Origin of the sequence: Flavicella sp. (genome assembly GCF_037132785.1) — a bacterium.
In the GTDB taxonomy this organism is placed as follows: domain Bacteria; phylum Bacteroidota; class Bacteroidia; order Flavobacteriales; family Flavobacteriaceae; genus Flavicella.
On record NZ_JBAHZZ010000086.1, the window covers coordinates 1 to 24,906 of the forward strand.

Sequence of the window (24,906 nt, forward strand, 5' to 3'; positions counted from 1 at the left end):
TTTATATAGAAGTCCAAGGATAATTGCCACTAATTCTAAAAACTAAAGGAAAATGAACCAAGAAAGAGATCCATAACTAAGATAAACAATGAAAATAAGAAAAAAAAATATAAATTTTAGATTTAAAAAGTCAAAATTGAAGTCTAAAACTGAAAAGAGCATTATGCAACGGTCTTAGATAGTATAAGGGAGTTCAAAACAGTGATAAATCAATAGAAAAACCCACCCGTTATTACATTTCTAGTTTAAATGAGAAAGAGGTAAACCTCCAGGGTCATATTCGTTCATATTGGGGAGTGGAAAACATATTACATTGGATATTAGATTTTGTTTTTCAGAAGATTCTTCAATAAAAAGAAAGAACAACGCAGCACAAAACTATTCAAATTTATTGTCAACCACTCTGAAATTCATTTGATATAATTAGGTAAGGTATTAAGTTTTATGGATACAAAAAAAGCGCTTTCGGATTTTCGAAAGCACTTTTTAATATTTTGGTTTATGAATTTTACATCATTCCAGGCATTCCACCACCCATCGGAGGAGGATTACCTCCTGCTGGAGTCTCAGATTTAATTTCTGAAATTGTACAGGCAGTCGTTAAAATCATACCCGCAACAGATGCTGCATTTTCTAATGCGACACGAGTTACTTTTGTAGGATCAATGATTCCAGCTTTTAACATTTGAACATATTCTCCTGTTTTGGCGTTGTATCCGAAATCTTTTTCCCCTTCTAATACTTTTGAGATTACAACAGCTCCTTCTCCTCCTGCATTTTCAACAATTTGTCTTAAAGGCTCTTCGATAGCTCTATTTATTATGTTTACTCCCGTTTGTTCGTCTGTGTTTTCTTCAACAGATATGTTTTCAAGAACAGCTTTTGCTCTTACTAAAGCGACTCCTCCTCCAGATACAATTCCTTCTTCAACAGCAGCTCTAGTAGCATTTAAAGCATCATCAACTCTGTCTTTCTTTTCTTTCATTTCAACTTCACTAGCAGCTCCAACATATAGTACAGCAACTCCTCCAGCTAATTTAGCCAAACGTTCTTGTAGTTTTTCCCTGTCGTAGTCAGAAGTTGTATTCTCAATTTGTGACTTGATTTGTGTCACGCGAGTTTTGATTGAATCAGATTCACCTGCTCCATTTACAACAGTAGTATTGTCTTTGTCGATAGTTACTCTTTCTGCAGTACCTAACATTTCAAGGGTTGTGTTCTCTAAAGTAAGTCCTCTTTCTTCAGATATTACAGTCCCACCTGTTAAGACAGCTATATCCTCTAACATAGCTTTTCTTCTATCTCCAAACCCTGGAGCTTTTACAGCTGCAATTTTTAACGCTCCACGTAATTTATTCATAACTAAAGTAGCTAATGCTTCTCCATCTACGTCTTCAGCAATGATTAATAATGGCTTTCCTGATTGAGAAACTGGTTCTAGCACTGGAAGTAATTCTTTTAAAGAAGAAATTTTATTTTCGAATAATAATATGTAAGGGTTTTCTAAGTCAACCAACATTTTTTCAGTATCCGTTACAAAGTAAGGGGATAAATAACCTCTGTCAAATTGCATACCTTCAACTATATCTACATATGTTTCTCTTCCTTTAGCCTCTTCAACAGTAATGACACCTTCTTTACCTACTTTTTCAAAAGCATTAGCGATTAAATCTCCGATAGTTTCATCGTTGTTCGCAGAAATAGAAGCAACTTGTTTTATTTTACTAGAGTTGTTCCCAACAGCTTCAGATTGTTTTTGTAAGTCGGCAACTAAAGCTTCAATAGATTTGTCGATTCCTTTTTTGATATCTAGTGGATTGGCTCCAGCTGCAACATTTTTTAATCCTTCTGTTACAATTGCTTGTGCTAAAACAGTAGCTGTTGTAGTTCCGTCTCCTGCTAGATCATTGGTTTTAGAAGCAACTTCTTTAACCATTTGAGCTCCCATGTTTTCAATAGGGTCTTCTAACTCGATTTCTTTAGCAACAGTAACACCATCTTTAGTTATATAGGGACCTCCAAATGATTTTTCTATAACTACGTTTCTTCCTTTTGGACCTAAAGTTACTTTTACAGCATTTGCCAAAGCATCAACACCACGTTTTAATCCGTTACGAGCGTCAAGGTTAAAATTTATTTCTTTTGCCATTGTTTGATATGTTTTTATGTTGTCTTATTAAGATTTTAAAATAAAATTGAATTATACGATTGCGAAAATATCGCTCTCTCTCATAATTAAATAATCAGTTCCTTCTAGTTTTAATTCAGTACCTGCATATTTTCCATACAATACTGTATCACCAACTTTTACCGTCATAGCCTCGTCTTTGGTCCCATTTCCAACTGCGATTACAGTTCCTTTTGATGGTTTTTCTTTTGCTGAGTCAGGAATGATTAATCCTGATGCTGTTTTTGTTTCTGCCGCTAAAGGCTCTACAAGTACTCTGTCTGCTAATGGTTTTATATTTACGTTACTCATTATTATATGTTTAAATGATTATTTTAATTCTGTTTTTAAAGTATCCAAAAACATGCCAGTTGTTTAACTATGACAATTTGTAAAAAAAAATGCCAAGGTGTCATTAACCTTGGCATTTTGTGTCAACTTTCGTTGTAATTTATTCAGTTGTTTCAGTATCCTCAATTTCTGGTAAAGAAGGTGCTTCGTTTTCTATAATTCTATTGTTTAAAGTTTTTTCAATTTGAGACTCAGTTGAGTTAGTGTTTGCTCTCGGAATCGCAAAGTTAGAAAGTAGGATCATTGCCATTAAAGCTATTGCTAATGTCCAAGTGCTTTTATCTAAAAAGCTGTTTGTACTTTGTACACCTCCCATTGATTGAGAACCTCCTCCTCCAAAAGAAGAAGATAATCCACCTCCTTTAGGGTTTTGAACCATGATTATTAATACTAGCAAGACTGCTACAACAAGGATAAGGATTAAAAATAACGTATATGTCATGATTATTTATTTTTTAGGTATTCGATTCTCTTAATTTGGTCTGCAAAGAAACCACTTTTTTCTGGATATTTCAAGATTAAAATGTCATATGCTTTTATTGCATTGCTGTATTTTTTTTGTTCTAAGTATACTTTTGCCAAAGTTTCTGTCATTAACTCCTTTTCGTTGTAAGTGTCTTCTGTCTGTGAATGATTTTGAGCGTCTTTTGAAATGGGTCTGATCGTAGGGGAATTATGGATAAATTCATCTATTAAATCTATGTTTTTATATAAAGAAGACTGTGTCTTAATACCTCTTGTTATTGGTTTTTTATGAGTTAATTGTAACCATTGATTAAAAGAGTAAGCTTCATCTTTATTGAATTCAAGGGGAGAGCCAATTTGAAGACTCTGTTTGAGAAGTGTTTTTTTAGTCTCAATTTTTTCTTTTGTAACCTTGGGTATTATTTGTTTGGATTTAGAGAACGAAGAGCCAATGATGTAGTCAAATAGTATATTTCGATCAATAGTTAGGACAGCTGTTGTTTTTAATACTTTGTTGTATTTGTAATTGTCATTTTGTTTTAGCCCCTTTAATAATAAAGCACTTGCAGATTGAAAATACGGATAGGTCTGAACAATTTTTTCTAATTTTTGAATGTCTTCAGCCGAAATTGTATCTGAGTTTTTTTGAAGTTCTGTAAAAGTTAGAAGATCCATAGTGTTGAATTACCAGTTAGCAACAGAAGCATTAAAAACATCTTGAATGATTCGTTCAAAGATTTCCTCTAGAGCTCCTTCAAGCACAGTACCTGTTAATTGTTCATCAGCAGAAAAATCACTAAAATGAGTGAATCTTTTTTCAAAATCTTTATTTGCGTCGAGCTTATTGTAAAACCTAATATTTATAACGATTGTAAGTCTACTTTGTGCTGCTGTTTGCTCAGCAGTAGCCGTCATAGGAGTTACACGATAATTTGTGATTTCACCTTCAAAAAATAAATCGCCATTAGCTTTTACTAAGTTTAAATTAGTTTGTCTTAAGAAAAGATCTTGTAATTCTTGAGTAAATTGTTGACTTAATCCTGGTTCAACCAAAGTGGCATTGTTAGGAAAGTAATTGATTTGAATAGTTTTTGCGCTTCCAGTGTCTCCACCCGTAAAAGAATACACTCCACAGCTTATGATGTTGAGAATTAGTATCGTACAAAAAAGAATATTTTTTAATTTCATTTATTGTGTTTTTAATAGTACTTATGGTGCCTCTGTCTCAATTGTTTTTTGTCTATAAACTTAGATATAAATTAACAATTTATGAGTGAGAGTTTCACTGATATCTTTATTATAAATCGTATTGTTTTATTTTTCTATAAAGTGTACGCTCTGAAATCCCTAATTCTTTCGCTGCTAACTTGCGTTTGTTTTGGTTTTTATTAAGTGATTTTTTGATCATCTCAATTTCCTTTTCGTGTAAAGATAAGGATTCGTCTTCTTCTATGGTTTCAGCATATTCATAGCTGCCCTGAATAGCATTGGGTTGTTGAATTTGTATCAATTCAACATTATTGTCGGTTGTGAAGTCTTCTTTGTTTTCTCTGATTTGTTTGATCAATTGAAGGTTCTCATTCGGTAGTTCAGTAGTGTTTTTGTTGTTGATAATACTTAGAGTCAGTTTTTTTAATTCATTAAAATCTTTTCTTAATTCATACAGTGCTTTATAAAGAACATCACGATCTTCAGGGTACCCACTTTCTTTTTCTGGATTTGAAGATGGGATTACTGCCGGAAGGTTGTTGTAGTTAGGTAAGTATTGAATTAACTTATCTGGAGTGATATTTCTACTTTCTTCTACAACTGATATTTGTTCTGCAATATTTCTCAATTGTCTAATATTCCCAGGGAATCTGTAGTTAATTAGTAGATTAACAGCTTCATCACTTAATCGAATAGTTGGCATTCTATATTTTTGAGCAAAATCAGAGGCGAATTTTCTAAATAATAAATGAATATCATTTTCTCTTTCCCGTAATGGTGGTAGATTTAATTCTATTGTACTTAATCTATAATAAAGATCTTCTCTGAATTTTCCTTTTTGAATTGCTTGTTCCATTTTCATATTGGTAGCAGCAACGATTCTCACATCAGTTTTTTGAACTTGAGAAGAACCCACTTTAATATATTCTCCATTTTCCAAAACACGTAAAAGTCTTACCTGTGTTGTTAGAGGAAGCTCACCAACTTCATCTAAGAAAATTGTACCACCATCTGCTACTTCAAAATAACCTTTTCTTGCTGAAGTAGCACCTGTAAAGGCACCTTTTTCATGTCCGAAAAGCTCACTATCAATGGTTCCTTCTGGGATTGCTCCACAATTTACAGCGATGTAATTACAGTGCTTTCTGTGTGAAAGTTGATGTATTATTTTAGGGATAGTTTCTTTTCCAACTCCACTTTCTCCTGTAACTAATACTGAAATATCGGTGGGTGCAACTCGTATAGCTTTTTCAAGTGAGCGATTTAACTTGTCATCGTTTCCGATAATTTCGAATCGTTGTTTTATAGTTGTTAGTGCTTTCATAGAGTTTTTCTTTTTTATTGAAAAGGCATTTCTTGAGCGTCACTAACGGAATGTCCTATAAGTGTTGCAGATGTACAATTCTCAATTTTTACTTTGATATAATCACCAATTTTTTCGTTTTCTTTTGGGAATACGGCAACATAATTTTGTGAATTACGAGCCATCCAATGTTCCGATGATTTTTTAGAGGTTCCCTCTATTAGGACTTCAATTGTTTGTCCGATGTATTCTTTTGTTTTGTTATTACTCAAAGTCCTCTGTATAGCAATAACTTCATTTAAACGTCTTTTTTTTGTTTTTTCGTCTACATCATCTTCTAGCTTTTTAGCAGCTAAAGTACCAGGTCTTTCAGAGTAGGCGTACATAAATCCATAATCATACTGAACATATTCCATCATACTTAATGTCTCTTTATGTTCTTCTTCTGTTTCTCCACAGAATCCGATGATCATATCTTGTGAGATTGCTACTTCTGGAATTATTTTTTTAATGTTATCAACAAGCTCCATATATTCTTCACGAGTATGTTGTCTGTTCATTCGTTCTAAAACAGAGGTGCTTCCAGACTGTATAGGTAAATGTATATATCTACAGATATTTGGGTGCTTTGCAATAATATGTAATACGTTAAGATCCATGTCTTGTGGGTTACTCGTAAAGAATCGTATCCTTAAAGTAGGGAAATTAGTTGAGACTAAATCTAATAATTGAGCAAATCCAACGGCTGTTGCTTTTGCAATATCTGTTGCTTTTCCTAAATCCTTTTTCAGTCCACCACCATACCAAAGGTAGCTATCAACGTTTTGACCTAAAAGCGTGATTTCTCTATAGTTTTTATCTTTTAAATTTTGAATTTCTTCTATAATACTTTGAGGGTCTCTACTTCTTTCTCTGCCTCTGGTGAAAGGTACTACGCAAAAGGTGCACATATTATCGCATCCACGTGTAATGGAGACAAATGCTGAAACACCATTAGAGTTTAATCTAACAGGGGATACATCTCCGTAAGTTTCGTCTTTTGATAAAACAACATTGACAGCATTTCTTCCTTCATTTACTTCTTCTAAAAGGTTTGGTAAATCCTTATAAGCATCAGGTCCTACAACTAAGTCAACAATTTTTTCTTCATCTAGAAATTTCGATTTTAAACGCTCTGCCATACAGCCCAATACTCCAACCTTCATGTTTGGATTGATCTTTTTGATAGAGTTGTATTTTTGAAGCCTTTTCCTAATAGTTTGCTCTGCCTTATCTCTAATAGAGCAAGTGTTTACTAAAACTAAATCAGCCTCTTCTATAAATTGCGTAGTGTTAAAATTATTTTTAGATAAAATTGAGGCAACGATTTCACTGTCGTTTAAATTCATTTGACAACCATAGCTTTCTATATATAGTTTTTTTTTGTTTCCTTTGATTTTATCAGTTAATAAAGGATGGCCTTGTTTATTAGCGTCAATTATTTTTTCAGTTTCCATTCTTTAGAAAAATTTGGACTGCAAAGATACAATCAAAAACACAGATTATGACATTTTGTCAGATAAATAATTTATTAAAAATAACTAAATGTTTGAAAAATATTTAAATTTAAGTGAAACATAAATATGAAATTTAAAAAATCTATTTACTTTTGCAAGAGTTAAGGGTATGAGTTTTGATATGGTATATATTACCAAATAAATACTCTATCTTTTAGGATACGAAATATAACACTTACGACATATGGCAAAGAATTTAGTAATAGTTGAGTCACCAGCAAAAGCCAAAACAATTGAGAAATTTTTAGGAAAAGATTTTCAAGTAGAATCGAGTTTTGGGCATATTGCAGATTTACCTTCAAATGAGTTAGGAATTAATGTAGACGGTGATTTTTTACCAAATTATATTGTTTCTGATGATAAAAAAGCAATTGTAAGAAAACTAAAAACATTGTCTAAAAAAGCAGAAACTGTTTGGTTAGCAAGTGATGAGGATAGAGAGGGAGAAGCAATAGCGTGGCACTTACAAGAGCAGTTAAAGTTGAATGCTGATAATACAAAACGTATTGTTTTTCACGAGATTACTAAAAAAGCGATATTAAAAGCTGTAGAGAATCCTAGAGAGATTAATTATGATATGGTAAATGCTCAACAAGCACGTAGAGTATTAGATCGCTTGGTAGGCTATGAGCTGTCTCCTATTTTATGGAGAAAAGTAAAAGGAGGTCTTTCTGCTGGTAGAGTACAGTCTGTAGCAGTAAGGTTAATTGTAGAAAGAGAAAGAAGTATTAGAGAATTTAATACTTCTGCCCTTTATAAAGTAGTTTCCGAGTTTTTAAATAGTGAAGGGAAAAAATTCAAAGCGACTATTCCAAAAAGTTTTGATTCAAGAGAAGAGGCAGAGGCTTTTTTACAATCTGCTTCGGATGCAGAATTTACGATTGTAGATTTACAAAAAAAACCTGCTAAAAAATCCCCCGCTCCACCTTTTACAACTTCAACATTACAACAAGAAGCTTCAAGAAAATTAGGATATTCAGTAGCTAGAACAATGCAAGTTGCGCAAAGGCTGTATGAAGCTGGTTTGATTACTTATATGAGAACTGATAGTTTGAATCTTTCTGATGATGCTAGAAAAGAAGCAGAAGAAGAAATCACAAATTATTACGGAATTGAGTATAGTAATCCACGTGTGTTCAAAACAAAATCTAAAGGAGCACAAGAGGCACATGAAGCGATTCGTCCGACGGATATGAAACGTCATTCCGTGAATATAGAGTATGATCAAGATCGCTTATACGATTTAATTTGGAAGAGAACTTTAGCTTCTCAGATGAGTGATGCTCAGCTAGAAAGAACAAACGTAAAAATAGAGAATACCAAAAACGAGAAAATATTTTCAGCAAATGGAGAGATGATCAAGTTTGAAGGGTTTTTGAAAGTGTATTTAGAAGGGACTGATAATGAAGAGGAGGAACAAGCAGGAATGCTACCTCAGTTGTCTAAAGGAGAATCTTTAGAATATGACTTTATTACAGCAACCCAAAGATTTACAAGTCCGCCTTATCGTTTTACAGAGGCTTCTTTGGTAAAACAATTGGAAGAGTTAGGTATTGGTAGGCCATCAACATATGCTCCAACAATTTCAACAGTTCAGAGAAGAGGTTATGTTCAGAAAGGTGAAATAGATGGAGTTGAAAGAGATTACGAACAATATGTTTTAAAATCTGGAAAGGTTACAAATAACAATCTTATTGAGCGAGTTGGATCTGATAAAGGAAAGTTAGTTCCGACGGATATTGGAAATATAGTAAACGACTTTTTGGTTGCGAATTTTTCTAATATTTTAGATTTTGGATTTACAGCAAAGGTAGAAGCTGATTTTGATAACATCTCTGAAGGAGAACAGGATTGGACAACAATGATTAAAGATTTTTATAAGGCATTTCATCCAACAGTAAAAGACGTTTCTGAAAATGCAGAAAGAGAAAGCGGAGAAAGAATCTTAGGGAAGCACCCTGAAACGGGTAGGACTATTTTGGTTCGTTTAGGTAAATTTGGACCCATGGCTCAGATAGGAGACCCTGAAGATGAAGAAAAACTATTTGCTTCTTTATTGAAAGAGCAGACTTTAGGAACAATAAGCTTAGAGGAGGCTTTAGAATTGTTTTTACTTCCAAAAAACTTAGGCATCTATGAAGGAGAAGACGTTGTGGTTTCTAACGGTAGATTTGGGCCTTATATTAAGTTTGGGGCTATGTATGTTTCTTTAGATAAAGGAGAAGACCCTATGTCTGTTGATATGGAAAGAGCGACAGAATTAATTGTTGCTAAGCAAAAATCCGATGCTCCAGTTGCGGAATACGAGAATTTACCTGTGCAAAAAGGTGTTGGGAGATTTGGACCCTTTATCAAATGGAATGGTATGTTTATCAACGTGAACAAAAAATATGACTATGATAATTTAAGTTATGACGATATTATTGAGTTGATTGAAGATAAAAAACGCAAGGAAATAGAAAAAGTAATCCATAACTGGGAAGAAGAAGGAATTCGTCTTGAAAAAGCAAGATGGGGTCGTTTTAATATTATTAAAGGGAAGTTGAAAATAGAGTTACCAAAAACAACAGATGCTAAAAACATGACTTTAGAAGAGGTACAAACTATTATTGAAGCTAAAACTCCAAAGAAGAAAACCAGAAAAAAACCTGCAAAAAAAACAGCAGTAAAGAAAAAGACAACAGCAAAGAAAAAATAAAGAATGGCATTTATGTTTTGATTCCTGTAAATTTCTCTATTTTTGAGGGAATTTGCAAATGAAAAGCGCTGTTTACATTATAGTTTAATGAGTTTAGATTTCTTAAGACCTCTTGAAGAACCTTTTTTTGAAATGATTTCAGAATATTCTGAATCTTCATTGTCGTGTTTTGTGAGTATTTATACTAAGAAGCATGGTTTTCCTAAACTAGAAGGTGTTTCTATCGCAGTATTAGGAGTTCAGGACGGTAGAGGTTCTGTAAATAATGATACTACAGGGTATGGAGTGGATGCCATACGAGCTCATTTTTATAAATTGTATCCAGGTAATTGGTCTCTATCTATTGCCGATTTAGGGAATATTCCACAAGGAGAAACAGTCAGCGATACTTATTTTGCGGTAAAAGAAGTGATTGCTTATTTGGTTAAAAAAAACATTCTACCGATTATATTGGGGGGTGGCCAGGATTTAACATATGCAAATTACAGAGCTTATGATTGCTTAGAACAGCTTGTTAATGTAGTTTCTGTTGATTCGAAATTTGATTTGGGAACCATTGATTCACCATTGAATTCTAATTCCTTTTTGAGTAAAATTGTAATGGAAGAACCTGCAAATTTATTCAATTATAGCAATATTGGCTATCAAACCTTTTTCAATTCACAAAATGAAATAGATTTACTACATAGCCTGTATTTTGATGCCTACCGTTTAGGAGAGGTCAAGGATTTAAAAGTTGTAGAACCCATCATGAGAGATGCAGACATTGTAAGTATCGATATTGGTGCTGTTCGAATGAGTGAAGCGCCTGGGAACGGAAATGCCACTCCAAATGGGTTTTATGGAGACGAAATTTGTGCAATTTCTAGATATGCTGGAATCAGTGATAAAGTTACCTCTTTTGGAATCTATGAATTTAATAATAGATTAGATAAAAATGGGCAAACCGCGCATTTAATAGCGCAGATGATCTGGTATTTTATTGAAGGTTATAGTTTTCGATCGAAAGATTACCCTTACTGTACCAAAGAAAATTATATAAAGTTTATCGTGCCACACGAAGATGAGGATATGGTGTTTTATAAAAGTAATAAAAGTGGAAGATGGTGGTTAGAAATTTATTCTAGAGGTGACAATAAATACAAACGACATGCGTTAATACCGTGTACCTATAAAGATTATTTAGATGCGATAGCACAAAAAAGACCAGAAAGATGGTACAAGGCATTGAAAAAAATAAATTAGTAAATCGAAGTTTAAGATTGAGCTCTAAATAGGAGTAAAATCTTTGTTTTGTTGCTTTTTAATCGTTGCTTTTGATGAAAAAAAATGATAGGTTTACGCTTAATTATGAAAGACATAAATAGAATATGAAAAATATAGCAGTTTATATAACCTTAATTTTAGTGATATATAGTTGTGGCTCAAATGATAGAGGAGAAGTTGTAGGAAAGAAGTCAAGTAAAAAATGGTATTCAGAAAAACCGTTTGGAATGGTTTTAATTCCTGGTACTGCTTTTACTATGGGAAGAGAAGATGAAGATCCTTTTGGTGCGATTGGTAATTTACCAAGGACGGTTACAGTGAAAAATTTTTATATGGATGAATCTGAAATCACAAATAGTGAGTATGCCTCTTTTGTAGAGTGGGTTAGAGATTCAGTAGTTCGTACAGAATTAGCATTGATGGCTGTTGATAGGTCATATCTGTTTGACTCTGGTGATGAAGGAAGTGATGATGGTATTTTTCGTTACAGTTTTAAAGAAATTGATACAACTGACGCGAATGAATATGAGAAATATATGATTGAGAGTTATGGAGGAATAGGTGATGTAAATTCCTTGACAGAAGGGAAAGCATTGAACTGGAGTGTTCCTATTATTTGGTCGAGGAGTGAATATCCAGATGAGGCATATTCTGAAGTAATGGATTCATTGTACTTACCATTTGAAGATTCATTTGGAGGGGAGAGACTTTTAAATGTGGAAAAATTAAGGTATACATATTCTAAGATTAACAAAACAGGAACTAGAAAAGCTTTTATTACTTATGAAGATGTAGCTGTATACCCTGATACTACAGTTTGGACAAAGGACTTTAGCTATTCATTTAACGATCCTATTCACGAAGAGTATTTTTGGCATTCAGCATATCAGGAATATCCTGTAGTTGGTGTCAGTTGGTACCAAGCAAATGCTTTTTGTAACTGGAAAACTAAAAAGAAAAATGATTACTTAAAATCTAGAAAAAACCCAGTAAGGGTGCCTTCGTTTAGATTGCCTACGGAGGCGGAATGGGAGTTTGCTGCACGAGGTGGTTTAGAACATGGAACTTATCCATGGGGAGGTCCTTATACAACTGATGATCGAGGAATCTTTTTTGCGAATTTCAAACCAGTTCGTGGAGATTATGCAATAGACGGTGCTTTGTATACTGCTGAAGCTTATTCTTATAATCCAAATGGTTATGGATTGTATAACATGGCTGGTAATGTGTCTGAATGGACAAGTACGGCATTCAATCAAGGCTCTTACAGAAGTGGTTCTAGTATTAATACAAATGTTGAAGACGTAGACAATAATAAAAAAGTAATTCGTGGAGGATCATGGAAGGATATAGCCTATTTCCTACAGGTAAGTACAAGAGATTATGAATATTCTGACTCATTAAGGAGTTATATTGGGTTTAGAACAGTTCAAGATTACTTAGGGGCATTGAATAAGTAATAGCAACAAGCTCTAAAAAAAAATAGTTATGGCACAATCAGTAAAAAGTAAGAAGATTTTAAATATGGTTTACGGACTAGGAGCATCTGTCGTTTTGATAGGAGCTTTGTTCAAAATATTGCACTATCAAATAGGTCCATTGACCGGAGGTGTTATGTTAACAGTAGGTCTTTTGACAGAGGCATTTATTTTTGCGTATTCGGCTTTTTTTGAGCCCATTGATGAAGATTTAGACTGGACTCAGGTGTATCCTGAATTAGCAGGAGGAATTGGCAAGGAGAAAAAGAAAGAATCTAATGCGAAAGGACTTTTGTCTGAGAAATTGGATGAAATGTTACGTCAATCTAATTTGGATGCTGAATTAGTAGGAAGCCTAGCTAAAAGTATTAAAAACTTTAAAGGAGCTGCAGAAAGTATCAATTCATCTGTAGACACTGTTGCGAATACGCATAAGTACAATGAAGAAATGGCTGTTGCAGCAGTGCACTTAGAATCCTTAAATAGCTTGTATAGAATACAGGCTGAAAGCAGTGAACGTCAGTCTTTTATTAACGAATCTATGTTGAAACATTCTGAAAAACTAGAATCCCAAATGGAAGTATTGGCAAACAATTTGTCTTCTTTGAACTCTGTTTATGGAGGTATGTTATCTGCAATGAATAAATAATTAATAATCTTATAAAAATAAAAAAAGTTTATTAATTATGGCAGGAGGAAAACAATCAACAAGGCAGAAGATGATCAATCTTATGTATCTTGTATTTATTGTAATGTTAGCATTAAATATGGATAAAAAGGTATTGTCATCTTTTGGATACTTAAATGAAAAAATGGAATCTTCTAATATTACCAAAGCAAATGACATTGCTGCAGTATTACAAGATTTGGAGCTAAAAGCTTCAGAACAACCAGAGAAATATGGCGCTTTGAACGATAAATCGGTACAAGTAAATCAAATATCAAATGAATTTTTTAATTATTTGGGAGCGGTAAAAGACACATTGCTTTTTACAATTGATTCAGAGTTACATAAAGATTATGAATTTTTGGATACTGAAACTGCAGGAAATGAGTTTTTCTTTTTAGGTGGAGAAAAATTAACCCCAAAAGGAAAAGAATTTGTTGCGAATATCAATAAATATAGAGATGATATCATTGCGGTTCTTGGGGAAGAAATCAAACCTGATATCTTGGATCAATTAAACTATCGTTTTGATACAAGTGATCAAGAATTAAAGGGAGGACTCACTCAGCCATGGATTAGAAATAGATATGAAGGTTTTCCTTTAGTAGCAACATTGACAAATATTTCGGTAATTCAGGCGGATGTAAAAACATCTGAAACAGATATTTATAATTCTTTATTAGGAAGGCAGTTATCAGCTGATGCATCCATTAGTGAAAATACATATCAGGCAATTGTACTATCTGAAAAACCTGCCTATTTTGAAGGTGAGGTGTTTAAAGGAACTGTAGTTTTAGGTAAATACGATTCTAGTTTAAAGCCTGAAAGACTTACCCTAAATGGGGAGAATTATACTGAACGTAATGAAAAAGGTACTGCTGTAGTAAGCTTTAAAGCTGGGAGAGTTGGAGAAAATGAAATTATAGGTGAATTTGTATTTAAGCAGAATGGCGAAGATGTTATAATTCCTGTAAAGTCGTCTTATTTAGTAGTTCCTAAACCCAATTCGGCTGTGGTTTCTGCAGATAAAATGAATGTAGTTTACCGTGGAGTTGATAATCCTATCACAATTTCTATTCCTGGTATTTCAAATATTAATGTAAATGCAAGTGCTCCTGGTTTAAGAAGACTTAAGGGGACAAAATATATGTTGTCACCAGGAAAAGGAAAAGAAGTTAAAATTAAAGTGTCTGGGAAAACGGATGATGGTGAGATAATTAATACTCCAGCAGTCGTCTTTCGAATTAAAGACATTCCACCACCAGCGGCAACAATTAGAAATCAATATGGTTCTATTAATATGCCGAAATCAAGTTTAGCTAAATCTTCAATTGCAGCTGCATTGATTGATTTTGATTTTGATTTGAAATTGAGAGTTTCATCATTCAAAGTGAAAATCCCTGGTCAATCTACTATAATTGTAAATGGAACTCGTTTTGACGCAAGAGCTCAAAGTGCTTTGGTGAAAGCTAAAAGGGGAGATATAGTGAGTATTTTTGATGTAAAAGCAACTATAATAGGGAATTCATCTTATAGATTAAAAGGTGTATTACCATTAAGTGTTGTGATTTCTAATTAATATGTTGATAGTAGAAGATTAAATAATGGAGAATGTGATTTAATTCTGTATTTAACATGACTAAAATTAAAGAAAGATGAATTTGAAAGGTTATTCCCTATTAGGAGTGGTTGTATTAATGGCAAGCTCAATTAATGCTCAAGCCGGTTTTGGTGTGCTGAATGCGAAGACGGCTGATGAAATTGGTAAGGTTCCTGAAAATCATCAAAAATTAAATAAGGATAAGCCAATTCCTTATGGCTATATTAATGAACGAGATATTCTTTGGTCGAAAGTCGTTTGGGAATATATTGACCTGAATGAATTAATGAATCTACCATTGTATTACCCTATTGATTCTACCAATGTTTCTAGCAAGAGAAAATCTTTGTTTTATACTTTATTAAAAGGTATTAAATCAGGGAAGATAAAAGAAGTATATGATGATTCTTTTTTTAATACAAAGCTGACATCTAGAGAGATAAATCAAAAATTAACAAGAATTGACACATCTGATTATGCTTATGAATTGATCAACCAAGGTGAGTCAAATATCGATGAATTTATCGATAGGGTTTCTATCAAGTCTCAGGATATTGAAGGCTATAGTATTAAAGGAATGTGGTATTTTGATAAAAGATATGGTGAGTTAAGATATAGGTTGCTTGCTATTGCACCTTTGGCTCCAGATGTTCAGTTATTGGGTAGAGATGATTTGGCTATTGATGAGCTTTTACCGTTGTTTTGGGTTTTTTATCCTGATGCGAGAGAGGTTTTATACAATGCATATGCTTTTAATTCGGTCAATCAGAGATCACCTATTTCATTTGATTATATATTAAATGCGAGAAAATTTACATCTTTGATTACTAGAGAAGAGAATTTATATGGCAATAGAAGTATTTCAGATTATATTCAAGGAAATGCTCTTTTCCGAATAATGGAGTCCGAAAGAATTCGAGAGGAAATTAGAAATAAAGAATTAGATATGTGGAATTACTAATTTTACATTGAAATAATAAATAAAAACTCTTGTGTTTATTCTCATTCAATAGTTTTTTATGAAAAATTGTTTTATGAAAGTTGATTATATAATCGTTGGATTTGGTTTGGCAGGAATGGCTTTTGCGAAAGAGTTAGAGGACAATGGGAAATCTTTTATTGTTTTTGAAGATGATTCTCAAACATCATCTAATGTTGCAGGAGGTGTATATAATCCCGTTATTTTAAAAAGATTTACTCCAGTTTGGCAAGGAACTGAGCAGTTATCATTGGCAATTCCTTTTTATCAGGAAATTGAAGATAAATTCCAAAAGAAATACAATCATAAATTTTCAATATATAGAATTTTTAAATCTGTTGAAGAGCAAAATAATTGGTTTGCCGCTTCTGATAAACCGTTGTTAGCTCCATATTTGGATACAGATATCATTCAGAAAAAATATAACGGAGTTATTTCAAAATATGGTTTTGGAAGATTAAATCATACAGGTAGAATAGAAACTAAATTACTATTAGACGATTATAAAAGCTATTTGGGAAAACTATCTATTATTCGATATGAAAGTTTCAATCATTCTGAGATAGAATTTCAAGAAGGCGCTGTCAAGTATGGTGACTTGGAATCTGATAGGATTGTTTTTTGTGAAGGGTATGGGTTGCATAAAAATCCTTATTTTAAAAATCTTCCGATGAATGAAGCTAAAGGGGAACTATTAACCATTTATGCTCCAGAATTGGAGATTGATTTTTTAGTTAAAGCAGCTGTTTTTGTATTGCCTTTGGGGAATCATTATTATAAAGTGGGTGCTACTTTCAATTGGAAGGATAAAACTTTAGTAGTTACTGATGAAGCGAAAAAAGAACTTTTAGAGAAATTGGAAAGTTTTATAACAGTATCTTATAAAGTAGTAGAACATACAGCAGGTATTAGACCTACGGTAAAAGACAGAAGACCTTTAGTTGGTGTTCATGACGAGTATTGTCAATTGGCGGTTTTAAACGGTTTAGGAACAAGAGGTGTGATGATCGCTCCAAAAGTAGCTAAAGAACTTTATTTGCATTTGAATGAAGGAGCCAATCTTGATCCAGAATCGGATATTAAAAGATTTGGTAAAATAAATTAATTCATCTTATTTTTGTAGGAAACAAAAATATTAATCCAAATAATTCTCGAAAGCCTTAAGCAAATGGGAGTGGAGGCAATTAAAATAAGAATTATAGAGAAGAAAGATTCTAATAATTCAAATTTTAATAGCAAATTGGTAATTAGGAATGTTATTATGGATAATCCAACGGACAAACCATAAGCAACAAACATCGCTCCATAAAAAAAAGCAGGTTCCAGCATGTATTTAAGGTTGCATTTTGGACAATTATCATGAATTTTTGTAATACCTTTTAATCGAATATTTCCTTTTTCGATGAAGAAATTACCTTCATGACATCTAGGACATTTGAATTTTAAAATACTAAATAACTTTGTTCCTTTTCTGAAAAACATACGGTACTAATTTGAAGAAAAAAATTCAATTAAACTTTGATAAAATTATTGAAAATATACAAAGGATTATGTTAATTGTTAATTGAATTCGCAAAACACAGTATTTAAACAAAAGAGTTTTCTTTTCAAAAATCCTAAAATTTGTAATAGATTTGCAAAATTCCAATAATATATTAAATATACTTATTTATAGATGCTTAACGTTCATAATTTAACTGTTTCTTTCGGGGGAACAGATCTTTTTTCAGAAATAACTTTTAAATTAAATAAAGGTGATAGAGTTGGTTTAATCGGTAAAAATGGAGCAGGTAAATCAACGCTTTTAAAAGTGTTGTCAAAAGATATCGAAAGTAGTAGTGGCACTATGGCTTTTGAAAAAGATGTTCAAATGGGATTCTTACGCCAAGATATTGAATTTATTGAAGGACGAACTATTTTGGAAGAAGCTTATCAGGCTTTTGTTGAAATTAAGGAAATTGAGGTGAAGTTAGATGTAATCAATGAAGGGTTGGCTACGAGAACGGACTATGAAAGTGAATCATATAATCAATTAATTCATGATTTGACTGATTTAACGGATCGTTATGAATTACTTGGAGGATATAACTATAAAGGAGAGACAGAAAAGATTTTACAAGGTCTTGGATTTAAACGTGATGATTTTGATAAGTTAACAGATACTTTCTCTGGAGGTTGGCGTATGCGTATTGAGTTGGCGAAATTGCTATTACAAAATAATGATATTTTATTATTGGATGAGCCAACAAATCACTTGGATATTGAATCTATTATTTGGTTGGAGAACTTTTTAAAGGGGTATTCTGGTGCTATCGTTTTGGTATCTCACGATAAAATGTTTTTGGACAATGTTACTAATAGAACCATCGAAATCTCTTTAGGTCAAATATACGATTATAAAAAACCGTATTCAGAGTTTTTATTATTGAGAGGAGAAATTAAAGAAAAACAATTACAAGCTCAGAAAAATCAAGAAAAAGAAATTAAGGCAAAACAGCAATTAATAGATAAATTTAGAGCCAAAGCAAATAAGGCTTCTATGGCACAATCTTTAATAAAGCAATTAAATAAGGTTGAAAGAATTGAAGTAGATGCTGACGATAATGCAACTATGAATATTCGTTTTGCTGTTTCAAAAGAACCAGGTAGAATTGTTGTAGAGGCTGAAAATATGTCCAAAAGTTATGGAGACAACCATGTTTTGGAAGACGTGAATTTATTGATAGAACGTAATAGTCGAATTGCTTTTGTCGGTCAAAATGGACAAGGGAAATCTACCCTTGCCAAGATGATGGTAGGTGATATTCCTTTTGAAGGGTATTTAAAGTTAGGCCATAATGTAGAAATTGGTTATTTCGCTCAAAATCAATCGGAACATTTACCGCCAGAAGAGACTGTTTTGGAGATTATGGAAAATGCTGCTACAGATTCTAATAGAGCTAGAGTAAGAGATATGTTAGGAGCATTTCTTTTTGGAGGAGATGCAGCTGATAAGAAGGCAAAAGTGCTTTCTGGAGGAGAAAGAAATCGTTTGGCTTTATGTAAATTGTTATTGTCACCATTCAATGTGTTAATCATGGATGAGCCAACCAATCACTTAGATATGGTCTCTAAAAACGTTTTAAAACAAGCATTAAAAAACTATAAAGGCACCCTAATATTAGTGTCTCATGATAGAGATTTCTTGCAAGGGTTAACGGATTCTGTCTATGGATTTAAAGACAAAGTAATTAAAGAATATCTTGGAGATATTGATTATTTTTTGGAACAACATAAATTAGAAAATTTACGCGAAGCGGAAAAAAGAACTGTAGTTGTTGTAAAAAAAGAGACAAAGAAAGAAGCTTATAAGTTGAGCCGTAAAGATGAAAAAGAATTGAAACAGCTTAAAAATAAATTAAGTAAAGCGGAACGTTTAATTTCTGATTCTGAAAAAGAAATATTGAAGATGGATGCTCATCTGGCTGAGTATTATGAAAAAACATCTTCGGATCCTGATTTTTTTCAGAAATATCAATCAAAGAAAGATTCTTTAGACGTGCTGATGGATAGATGGGCAGAACTTGATGAGGAAGTAAGTAAATTTTTATAATTTAAATCTGTGTTTTTTGGAGACTGTACAAAGTAAAATAGAACAATTTTTTCTTCCTGAAATTGAAGGTAAAAAAGTGAGTTTATTTGTAAAACGAGAAGATCTTGTTCATCCTATAATATCAGGAAATAAGTACAGAAAACTTTTTTATAATATTCAGAAAGCTAAAAATGAAGGTTTTCAACAATTGTTAACCTTTGGAGGGGCCTATTCCAACCATATACTTGCAACGGCAGCGGCTGGTTATGAATTTGGATTTAAAACAGTGGGTATTATTAGAGGAGAGGAACTAGGAATAGATTTAGATAAAACTTTGGCTACCAATCCAACTCTAAAGGCTGCAGATAGTTTGGGAATGAAATTATATTTTGTTTCAAGAGCTGATTATAGATTAAAGCATACGAAGGAGTTTTTGGGAAAAATACTGGATAAATTTTTTGGGTGCTATTTATTACCTGAAGGTGGTACCAACGAATTGGCTATAAAAGGATGTGAGGGTATTTTAGGAAAAGACACTGAACAGTTTGACGTAATTTGTACTGCCGTTGGAACAGGAGGCACTATTTCTGGGATTATTAATAGTTCTTTGGTGTCTCAACAAGTTTTAGGTTTCCCAGTCTTAAAAGGAGATTTTTTAAAAGAAGAAATAAAAGGAAATGGGGTTAAAAAACATAATTGGAAATTGATAACGGATTATCATTTTGGTGGTTATGCAAAAATAAATAAAGAATTAATTGACTTTAATAATTATTTTCACAAAGTAACAAATATTCTTTTAGATCCTGTGTATACTGGGAAAATGTTTTTTGGGGTCATAGATATGATAAAGAATGATAGATTCGATGAAGGAACAAAAATATTGTTGATTCATACTGGTGGTATACAGGGAATAAAAGGAATGAATACAATTTTGACAAAAAAAAGTTTACCATTATTAACAGATAGAACATATGAATAAAATACTTGGTGTTTTAGTAATTTCCATTTTTATAATTAGCTGTGGTTCAAGTAAAAAAACAACCACGACAAAGAGAACTCCGAAACCTGTTTTAGAAATAATAGAAACAGATAATAAGGATGTAAATAAAGAAATTGTTAAACTAGAAAGAAGGAAGGCTAGTTTAAATACCAGAACAATTGCTTATATAAGTCATTATGCTTCTGTTGCGATGCATGAAATGAAAAAACACAAAGTACCAGCGAGTATAACGCTCGCTCAAGGAATTTTAGAATCTGGAAATGGTGTAAGTAATTTGGCATTGAAATCAAATAATCATTTTGGGATAAAATGTCATAATCGTTGGCATGGAGAGTCAGTAAGACATGATGATGACGAAAAACAAGAATGTTTTAGAAAGTATAAACATGTAGAAAGTTCTTATAGAGATCATTCTTTGTTTTTAACTGGGGGTTCCAGGTATGATTTTTTATTTGATTTAAAAATTGACGATTATAAAGGTTGGGCTAAAGGCTTAAAAAAAGCAGGCTATGCAACCGATAAAAAATATCCAGGTAAGCTTATTAGACTAGTGGAAACTTATGACCTTGATCATTATGATAAATTGGTGCTAGATAAAAAAATCAAAGATGATAAAGTGATATCAAATAAAAAACGAATAGGAAAAGCTTATCGTGTTAGAAAAGGGGATACTTTATATGCCATAGCTAAAAGGTATAGAATGAAAGTAAATACGATTAAAGAGTTAAATGACTTAACATCAAATGAAATAAGTATCAATCAGATATTAAAATTAGAATAAAAAAAACCCAACTTTCAGTTGGGTTTTTTTATTTTTAATGAGTGTTTTTTTACCTTTTTGATTTCCCTCGTCGGTCATCTCTATTGTCACCTCTAGTATCTCCCCTCTCGTTTCCTTTCTCCTTATCTTTCATGTTACTTTTTTTATGAGCTTGCATCTTGTGCCATTTCTTAAATTGATCTTCAGTAAGTATGTCTTTTACGTTATTTTGAAATGAAATTTGTTTGTCGAGTTTGTCAATCATTTTAGCATAAATTTCATCGCTTGTTAATTGAGGTCTTTCTTCTTTGTTAGCTTTCTTTTGCTCCATCATATTTTGTTTATCGGAGCAAGAAGTCACTAATAATGGATGCATTTTTTCTTGTTGTTTTTCATTAAGAACTAATGTAAGGGTTAATTTTTTTACAGCAAGTGTCGCTTGTTGTTCAATAGTAAATTCTGGTTTTTCATTTTTGTTTTGTTTTTTATGATTTTGTTGTGCATTTGTCGTAAAGGCAATACAAATTAGGACGGCAAAAGTTAAAATGTTTTTTTTCATGATATAATGTTTTAAAGTTTTGTGTTTAGACTTTATCATTATTAAAAGGTTTAAATAAATTTATATTTTAACAGTGTTTAACAGTTAGTTAAATAGTCCTTTTAAAAGGTCTTTAGCCGTTTCCTTTATGCTGTTTTCCGTATTGGAACTGTCTCCATCTTTTTCACTTTCTTTAAATAAGCTATTTAAGAGTTTATTTTTTTGAGATTCAATAACTTTTCCATACACCGCCTTTAAAGCCGAGCTATAATCAGGTACTATATTGGGTTTAGTAATATCGCCATTTAGATTTATCTTAATGGGTACTCTCATGTTATCAACTTCTTCTTCTGATAATCCAGATAATAAATTAGTAGCTTCTTTTCCTAAAAACTTTACTGGAATCTCAGTGGAAAGATTGTAATTCATTTTGTTATCAAAACTGTGAGAGCCTTCCATTTGAATCGGTATTCCATCGTAGGAAGCGATTTTAAATGGTTGAAAGGAAATTGAACTGTTTTCAAACTTAATTGTTGTTTCTATTTTTTCCATATCCAGTTTTTGAAAATCCACAAAATTAAAATTTTCTTCTAATAAACTCAACGCATTTGACTGTTCTGTGTCTATTTCTATTACTTGCAATTTTGAAAATCCATTACCAGTTAAACTATTCATATCAGGTAAGAATTCAGAATCTAAATTTCCTTTAAGATCTAAGCTAGTAGTCACTTTTCCATTAAAAGCTTTTGCGAAAGGAGCTATAGAAGAAAATAATTCTAAAGTAGAGAAAGATTGTACAATATCCAATTCATTAAGGGACATTGAAAAATCAAAGATACTCGGTGTTGGTTCTGTGTCTACGTTTCCGCTGAAAGAAATAGTCCCCCCAAGCATTGCTGCAGTAGTCTTTTGAAAGACAACTTTTTGTTCGTGAATTCTAATAACCCCTTGCATGTCGGTTAAGTCGATGTTGTCGTAAGTAACTTTTTTTGCATGGAGGCTTGTGGTGATATCAATGTTTTTTGGAATAGTAATTTCCTCAATCTGTGTAGTGTCAGTTTTACTAATATCCTTTACAGTTTCTTCTATTTCTACTTCAGTTTGGCTTAGGAAATCAAATACATTGAAATTATTTGATTTAACTACAAAGTTTCCTTTTAGTGCTTTGTTTCCAAAAACAAAGCCTAATAGGTTGGTTAAAGTTCCATTTGCAGTAAGATCACTAGAAGCTGTTTTTACATCAAAATTTTCAAGTATAATGTCTTTTGGAGTAAATTTTAAAGTTGCATTATTAATTGTGATTGGGTTTGGTAACATGTCTGTCTGAACGGTCATGTTCTTTACCGTTATATTACCGCTGTTTTTAATATTTTCGTAAAGCTCTTGCTCAATAGCATTTTGTGTGAACTCTGACTGTAAATCGAAATTCACGATTCCTTCAAGTTCTTCTTCTAAATCTAGAGGGTAAGCCTTTGTTAAGTTGTTTAAATTAATAGTTCCTTTTAGCTTTGCTTTGACATGTGGATTGGTTGTTAGATTACTTAGGTAACTAGATGCTTTAAAATCGTCTTTGTCAATTTTTAAATCAAATCTATTTACAGATACTACGGTGTCATCTAATAAACCTGTAGTGTTGCTTATATTGGTGTCTATGTAAATGTTTGATATAGCTTTTGGTAGGTCAGGGTAATGAAAAGAAGCATTGTTTGTATTTATATTTACATCGAATTTAGGGATTGTAGAGTCTGAATAAAGTCCAGAAGCCTTACCGCTAAAATTTAGAGCACCATCGGCTTCTACTGACTCAAAATCTGAAGAATATGCTGATGGAATAAGAGATAATAGGCTTTTAAATTTAGAACCTTCAGAATCTAAATTTATGTCCATTTCTATTCCCGTATCAATAGGTTGAACAAAACCATGGAATGAAAGTTTTAAATCATTTAGTTGAGCTAAGTTTTCTTGGAACTCTACTTTTAAAGTATTTAAATTCACATTTAAATCTGCATCCCAAAGTATTTTGGCGTTTTTTATATAGTCTATATTTTCTGATGAAAAAGTAATCGACTCAATAGAGGAATAAGTATTCAATAACACATCTTGTATTGAAAACGTTCCTTCTCCTTTATGATTGAAGTTTTTCACTTGAAGAGACATCAAACTTTTTTCGTCTAGATAGTTAAATTGAATATTATTAAAACTATAATCTTCGATATGTAAAGAAATATCAGAGCTAGAGTCTGAATTTGTTGTTTCGTCCGTTGTGACACTTTCACTTACAAACATGATGTCATAATTGGAAATGTTATCTAAGTTTGTTCTTAAATTGATAATGGCGTTTGAAACTGAAAAATGGTCAATGGTAAGTTTTTCAGAAATCAAATTTCCGATTGAAGTTTCTAGTTGAATATTATTGAAATACACTAGTGTGTCTCCATTAAAAGGTTCTTTGTTTGTAATAAGAATATCTTCAAGAACAATAGAAGCTTTTGGGAAATCAGAAATAAAGCTGATGGAAACGTCATCAATATAAAAATCGGCATTAAGTGTTTTATTTACTTCGTTGAGGATTGTTTCTTTTAATTGCTTTTTAAATAGAATAGGAGTTATTATTAATATTGCCAAACTTAACAGTAATAGAGCTGATACTATTTTTATAAGTTTTTTCATTTTTTCGTTTTTTTTTAGTAGGATAAAAATACAACCTATTATTTTAGAAGACAATAATAGTTTAAAATATTAAAAAAACCCACTCTACATGTAGAGTGGGAAAATTGCTATGAAAAAGAAATTGGTGTTAAACACCAACTGGTACAAAGATAGACATAAAAAGGAATAGAACTGCTTTTTTTAAATTTTTTTGTAAAATAATTAACTTTTGTTTGTTTATAAACGGTAGGTTATTTGTGATAATTAACTGTTTTTTTATGCTGAATGGGTGAAAACATGTGTGTTGTGGATGTTTGTTTTACGATTTAGCTTGTAAGGACTGTTTTTACTTGTAAAGTTGTTTTTAGTGTAGGCTGTTGTATTTTAATTTTCTGAGTTAGTCATTTAGTTTCTGTATCTTAGTATCATTAAATATAACAAATATGGATGTTTTTCAAGGTCAAAATATACTGAGTTTTATAAAAGAACTACCAAATGATGAATCATGTAAAGCTTATTTGGCAAAAATAAAATGGTCTGAAGGTTTTATATGTAGTAAATGTTGTGGCACAAAAGGTTGTGAGAAATCAGGCTATAATTATCATTGTTATGGTTGTGATCATGTTGAAAGCGCTACAGCTAACACCTT

General features: G+C 32.1%; 21 protein-coding genes and 1 pseudogene. 12 read left to right on the plus strand and 10 right to left on the minus strand.

Annotated features, from left to right (window positions below):
• Positions 1-278: 278 nt before the first annotated feature.
• A pseudogene (locus V5787_RS05915) lies at positions 279-391 on the plus strand (ISAs1 family transposase); the annotation flags it as partial.
• A gap of 117 nt (positions 392-508) precedes the next feature.
• On the opposite strand, the gene groL reads toward V5787_RS05915, so the two are convergent.
• The 7 genes from groL to miaB form a co-directional block, all read right to left on the minus strand.
• A complete protein-coding gene (gene groL, locus V5787_RS05920; RefSeq protein ID WP_336892345.1) occupies positions 509-2,149 on the minus strand; it encodes a chaperonin GroEL in 1,641 nt (546 codons plus the stop codon).
• Between the two features lie 51 nt (positions 2,150-2,200).
• Positions 2,201-2,479, minus strand: coding sequence for a co-chaperone GroES (locus V5787_RS05925; protein ID WP_336892346.1), 279 nt, complete (start codon positions 2,477-2,479; stop codon positions 2,201-2,203).
• A 139-nt stretch (positions 2,480-2,618) separates the two neighbouring features.
• Positions 2,619-2,960 (minus strand): preprotein translocase subunit SecG, encoded by a 342-nt coding sequence (gene secG / locus V5787_RS05930; RefSeq protein WP_336892347.1) that lies wholly within the window; start codon positions 2,958-2,960, stop codon positions 2,619-2,621.
• A 2-nt stretch (positions 2,961-2,962) separates the two neighbouring features.
• Entirely contained in the window at positions 2,963-3,658 is a 696-nt protein-coding gene (locus V5787_RS05935; protein ID WP_336892348.1) for a hypothetical protein, read from the minus strand.
• A 9-nt stretch (positions 3,659-3,667) separates the two neighbouring features.
• Positions 3,668-4,171 carry an LptE family protein gene (locus V5787_RS05940; RefSeq protein ID WP_336892349.1) on the minus strand — a complete coding sequence of 168 codons (504 nt, stop codon included), beginning with the start codon at positions 4,169-4,171 and terminating at the stop codon, positions 3,668-3,670.
• Between the two features lie 109 nt (positions 4,172-4,280).
• Positions 4,281-5,516: a sigma-54 dependent transcriptional regulator gene (locus tag V5787_RS05945; protein WP_336892350.1), complete on the minus strand. Its 1,236-nt coding sequence runs from the start codon at positions 5,514-5,516 to the stop codon at positions 4,281-4,283.
• Between the two features lie 14 nt (positions 5,517-5,530).
• A complete protein-coding gene (miaB, locus tag V5787_RS05950) occupies positions 5,531-6,991 on the minus strand; it encodes a tRNA (N6-isopentenyl adenosine(37)-C2)-methylthiotransferase MiaB (RefSeq protein ID WP_336892351.1) in 1,461 nt (486 codons plus the stop codon).
• Positions 6,992-7,235: 244 nt separating this feature from the next.
• Here miaB and topA point away from each other — a divergent pair, with 244 nt between their 5' ends.
• From topA to V5787_RS05985, 7 genes are all read left to right on the plus strand, one after another.
• Complete coding sequence (gene topA / locus V5787_RS05955; RefSeq protein WP_336892352.1) at positions 7,236-9,749, plus strand: type I DNA topoisomerase; 2,514 nt, start codon at positions 7,236-7,238, stop codon at positions 9,747-9,749.
• Positions 9,750-9,836: 87 nt separating this feature from the next.
• Complete coding sequence (locus tag V5787_RS05960) at positions 9,837-10,994, plus strand: formimidoylglutamase (RefSeq protein WP_336892353.1); 1,158 nt, start codon at positions 9,837-9,839, stop codon at positions 10,992-10,994.
• A gap of 125 nt (positions 10,995-11,119) precedes the next feature.
• Positions 11,120-12,475: a gliding motility lipoprotein GldK gene (gene gldK, locus V5787_RS05965; protein WP_336892354.1), complete on the plus strand. Its 1,356-nt coding sequence runs from the start codon at positions 11,120-11,122 to the stop codon at positions 12,473-12,475.
• Between the two features lie 28 nt (positions 12,476-12,503).
• Positions 12,504-13,142 (plus strand): gliding motility protein GldL, encoded by a 639-nt coding sequence (gene gldL / locus V5787_RS05970; protein WP_336892355.1) that lies wholly within the window; start codon positions 12,504-12,506, stop codon positions 13,140-13,142.
• Positions 13,143-13,179: 37 nt separating this feature from the next.
• Positions 13,180-14,739 carry a gliding motility protein GldM gene (gene gldM / locus V5787_RS05975; protein WP_336892356.1) on the plus strand — a complete coding sequence of 520 codons (1,560 nt, stop codon included), beginning with the start codon at positions 13,180-13,182 and terminating at the stop codon, positions 14,737-14,739.
• 76 nt (positions 14,740-14,815) lie between these two features.
• Entirely contained in the window at positions 14,816-15,721 is a 906-nt protein-coding gene (gene gldN / locus V5787_RS05980; RefSeq protein ID WP_336892357.1) for a gliding motility protein GldN, read from the plus strand.
• A gap of 73 nt (positions 15,722-15,794) precedes the next feature.
• A complete protein-coding gene (locus V5787_RS05985) occupies positions 15,795-16,844 on the plus strand; it encodes an FAD-binding oxidoreductase (RefSeq protein ID WP_336892358.1) in 1,050 nt (349 codons plus the stop codon).
• Here the strand turns inward: V5787_RS05985 and V5787_RS05990 are convergent.
• Positions 16,841-17,221 carry a DUF983 domain-containing protein gene (locus V5787_RS05990; RefSeq protein WP_336892359.1) on the minus strand — a complete coding sequence of 127 codons (381 nt, stop codon included), beginning with the start codon at positions 17,219-17,221 and terminating at the stop codon, positions 16,841-16,843. The genes V5787_RS05985 and V5787_RS05990 overlap by 4 nt on opposite strands.
• A gap of 193 nt (positions 17,222-17,414) precedes the next feature.
• Here V5787_RS05990 and V5787_RS05995 point away from each other — a divergent pair, with 193 nt between their 5' ends.
• From V5787_RS05995 to V5787_RS06005, 3 genes are read left to right on the plus strand one after another with little or no spacing between them, the layout of a single operon-like run.
• Entirely contained in the window at positions 17,415-19,331 is a 1,917-nt protein-coding gene (locus tag V5787_RS05995) for an ABC-F family ATP-binding cassette domain-containing protein (RefSeq protein ID WP_336892360.1), read from the plus strand.
• A 16-nt stretch (positions 19,332-19,347) separates the two neighbouring features.
• Positions 19,348-20,289 (plus strand): pyridoxal-phosphate dependent enzyme, encoded by a 942-nt coding sequence (locus tag V5787_RS06000; RefSeq protein ID WP_336892361.1) that lies wholly within the window; start codon positions 19,348-19,350, stop codon positions 20,287-20,289.
• Positions 20,282-21,091: a glucosaminidase domain-containing protein gene (locus V5787_RS06005; protein ID WP_336892362.1), complete on the plus strand. Its 810-nt coding sequence runs from the start codon at positions 20,282-20,284 to the stop codon at positions 21,089-21,091. The genes V5787_RS06000 and V5787_RS06005 overlap by 8 nt, the downstream gene beginning before the upstream one ends.
• Before the next feature lie 49 nt (positions 21,092-21,140).
• Here the strand turns inward: V5787_RS06005 and V5787_RS06010 are convergent, their stop codons facing one another.
• Both V5787_RS06010 and V5787_RS06015 read right to left on the minus strand, forming a co-directional pair.
• Positions 21,141-21,629 carry a hypothetical protein gene (locus V5787_RS06010; protein WP_336892363.1) on the minus strand — a complete coding sequence of 163 codons (489 nt, stop codon included), beginning with the start codon at positions 21,627-21,629 and terminating at the stop codon, positions 21,141-21,143.
• 84 nt (positions 21,630-21,713) lie between these two features.
• Positions 21,714-24,278 (minus strand): AsmA-like C-terminal region-containing protein, encoded by a 2,565-nt coding sequence (locus V5787_RS06015; RefSeq protein ID WP_336892364.1) that lies wholly within the window; start codon positions 24,276-24,278, stop codon positions 21,714-21,716.
• Between the two features lie 422 nt (positions 24,279-24,700).
• Between V5787_RS06015 and V5787_RS06020 the strand changes: the two genes are divergently transcribed.
• Positions 24,701-24,906 (plus strand): transposase (locus V5787_RS06020; protein ID WP_336892365.1); only part of this gene is annotated, 206 nt, incomplete at its 3' end.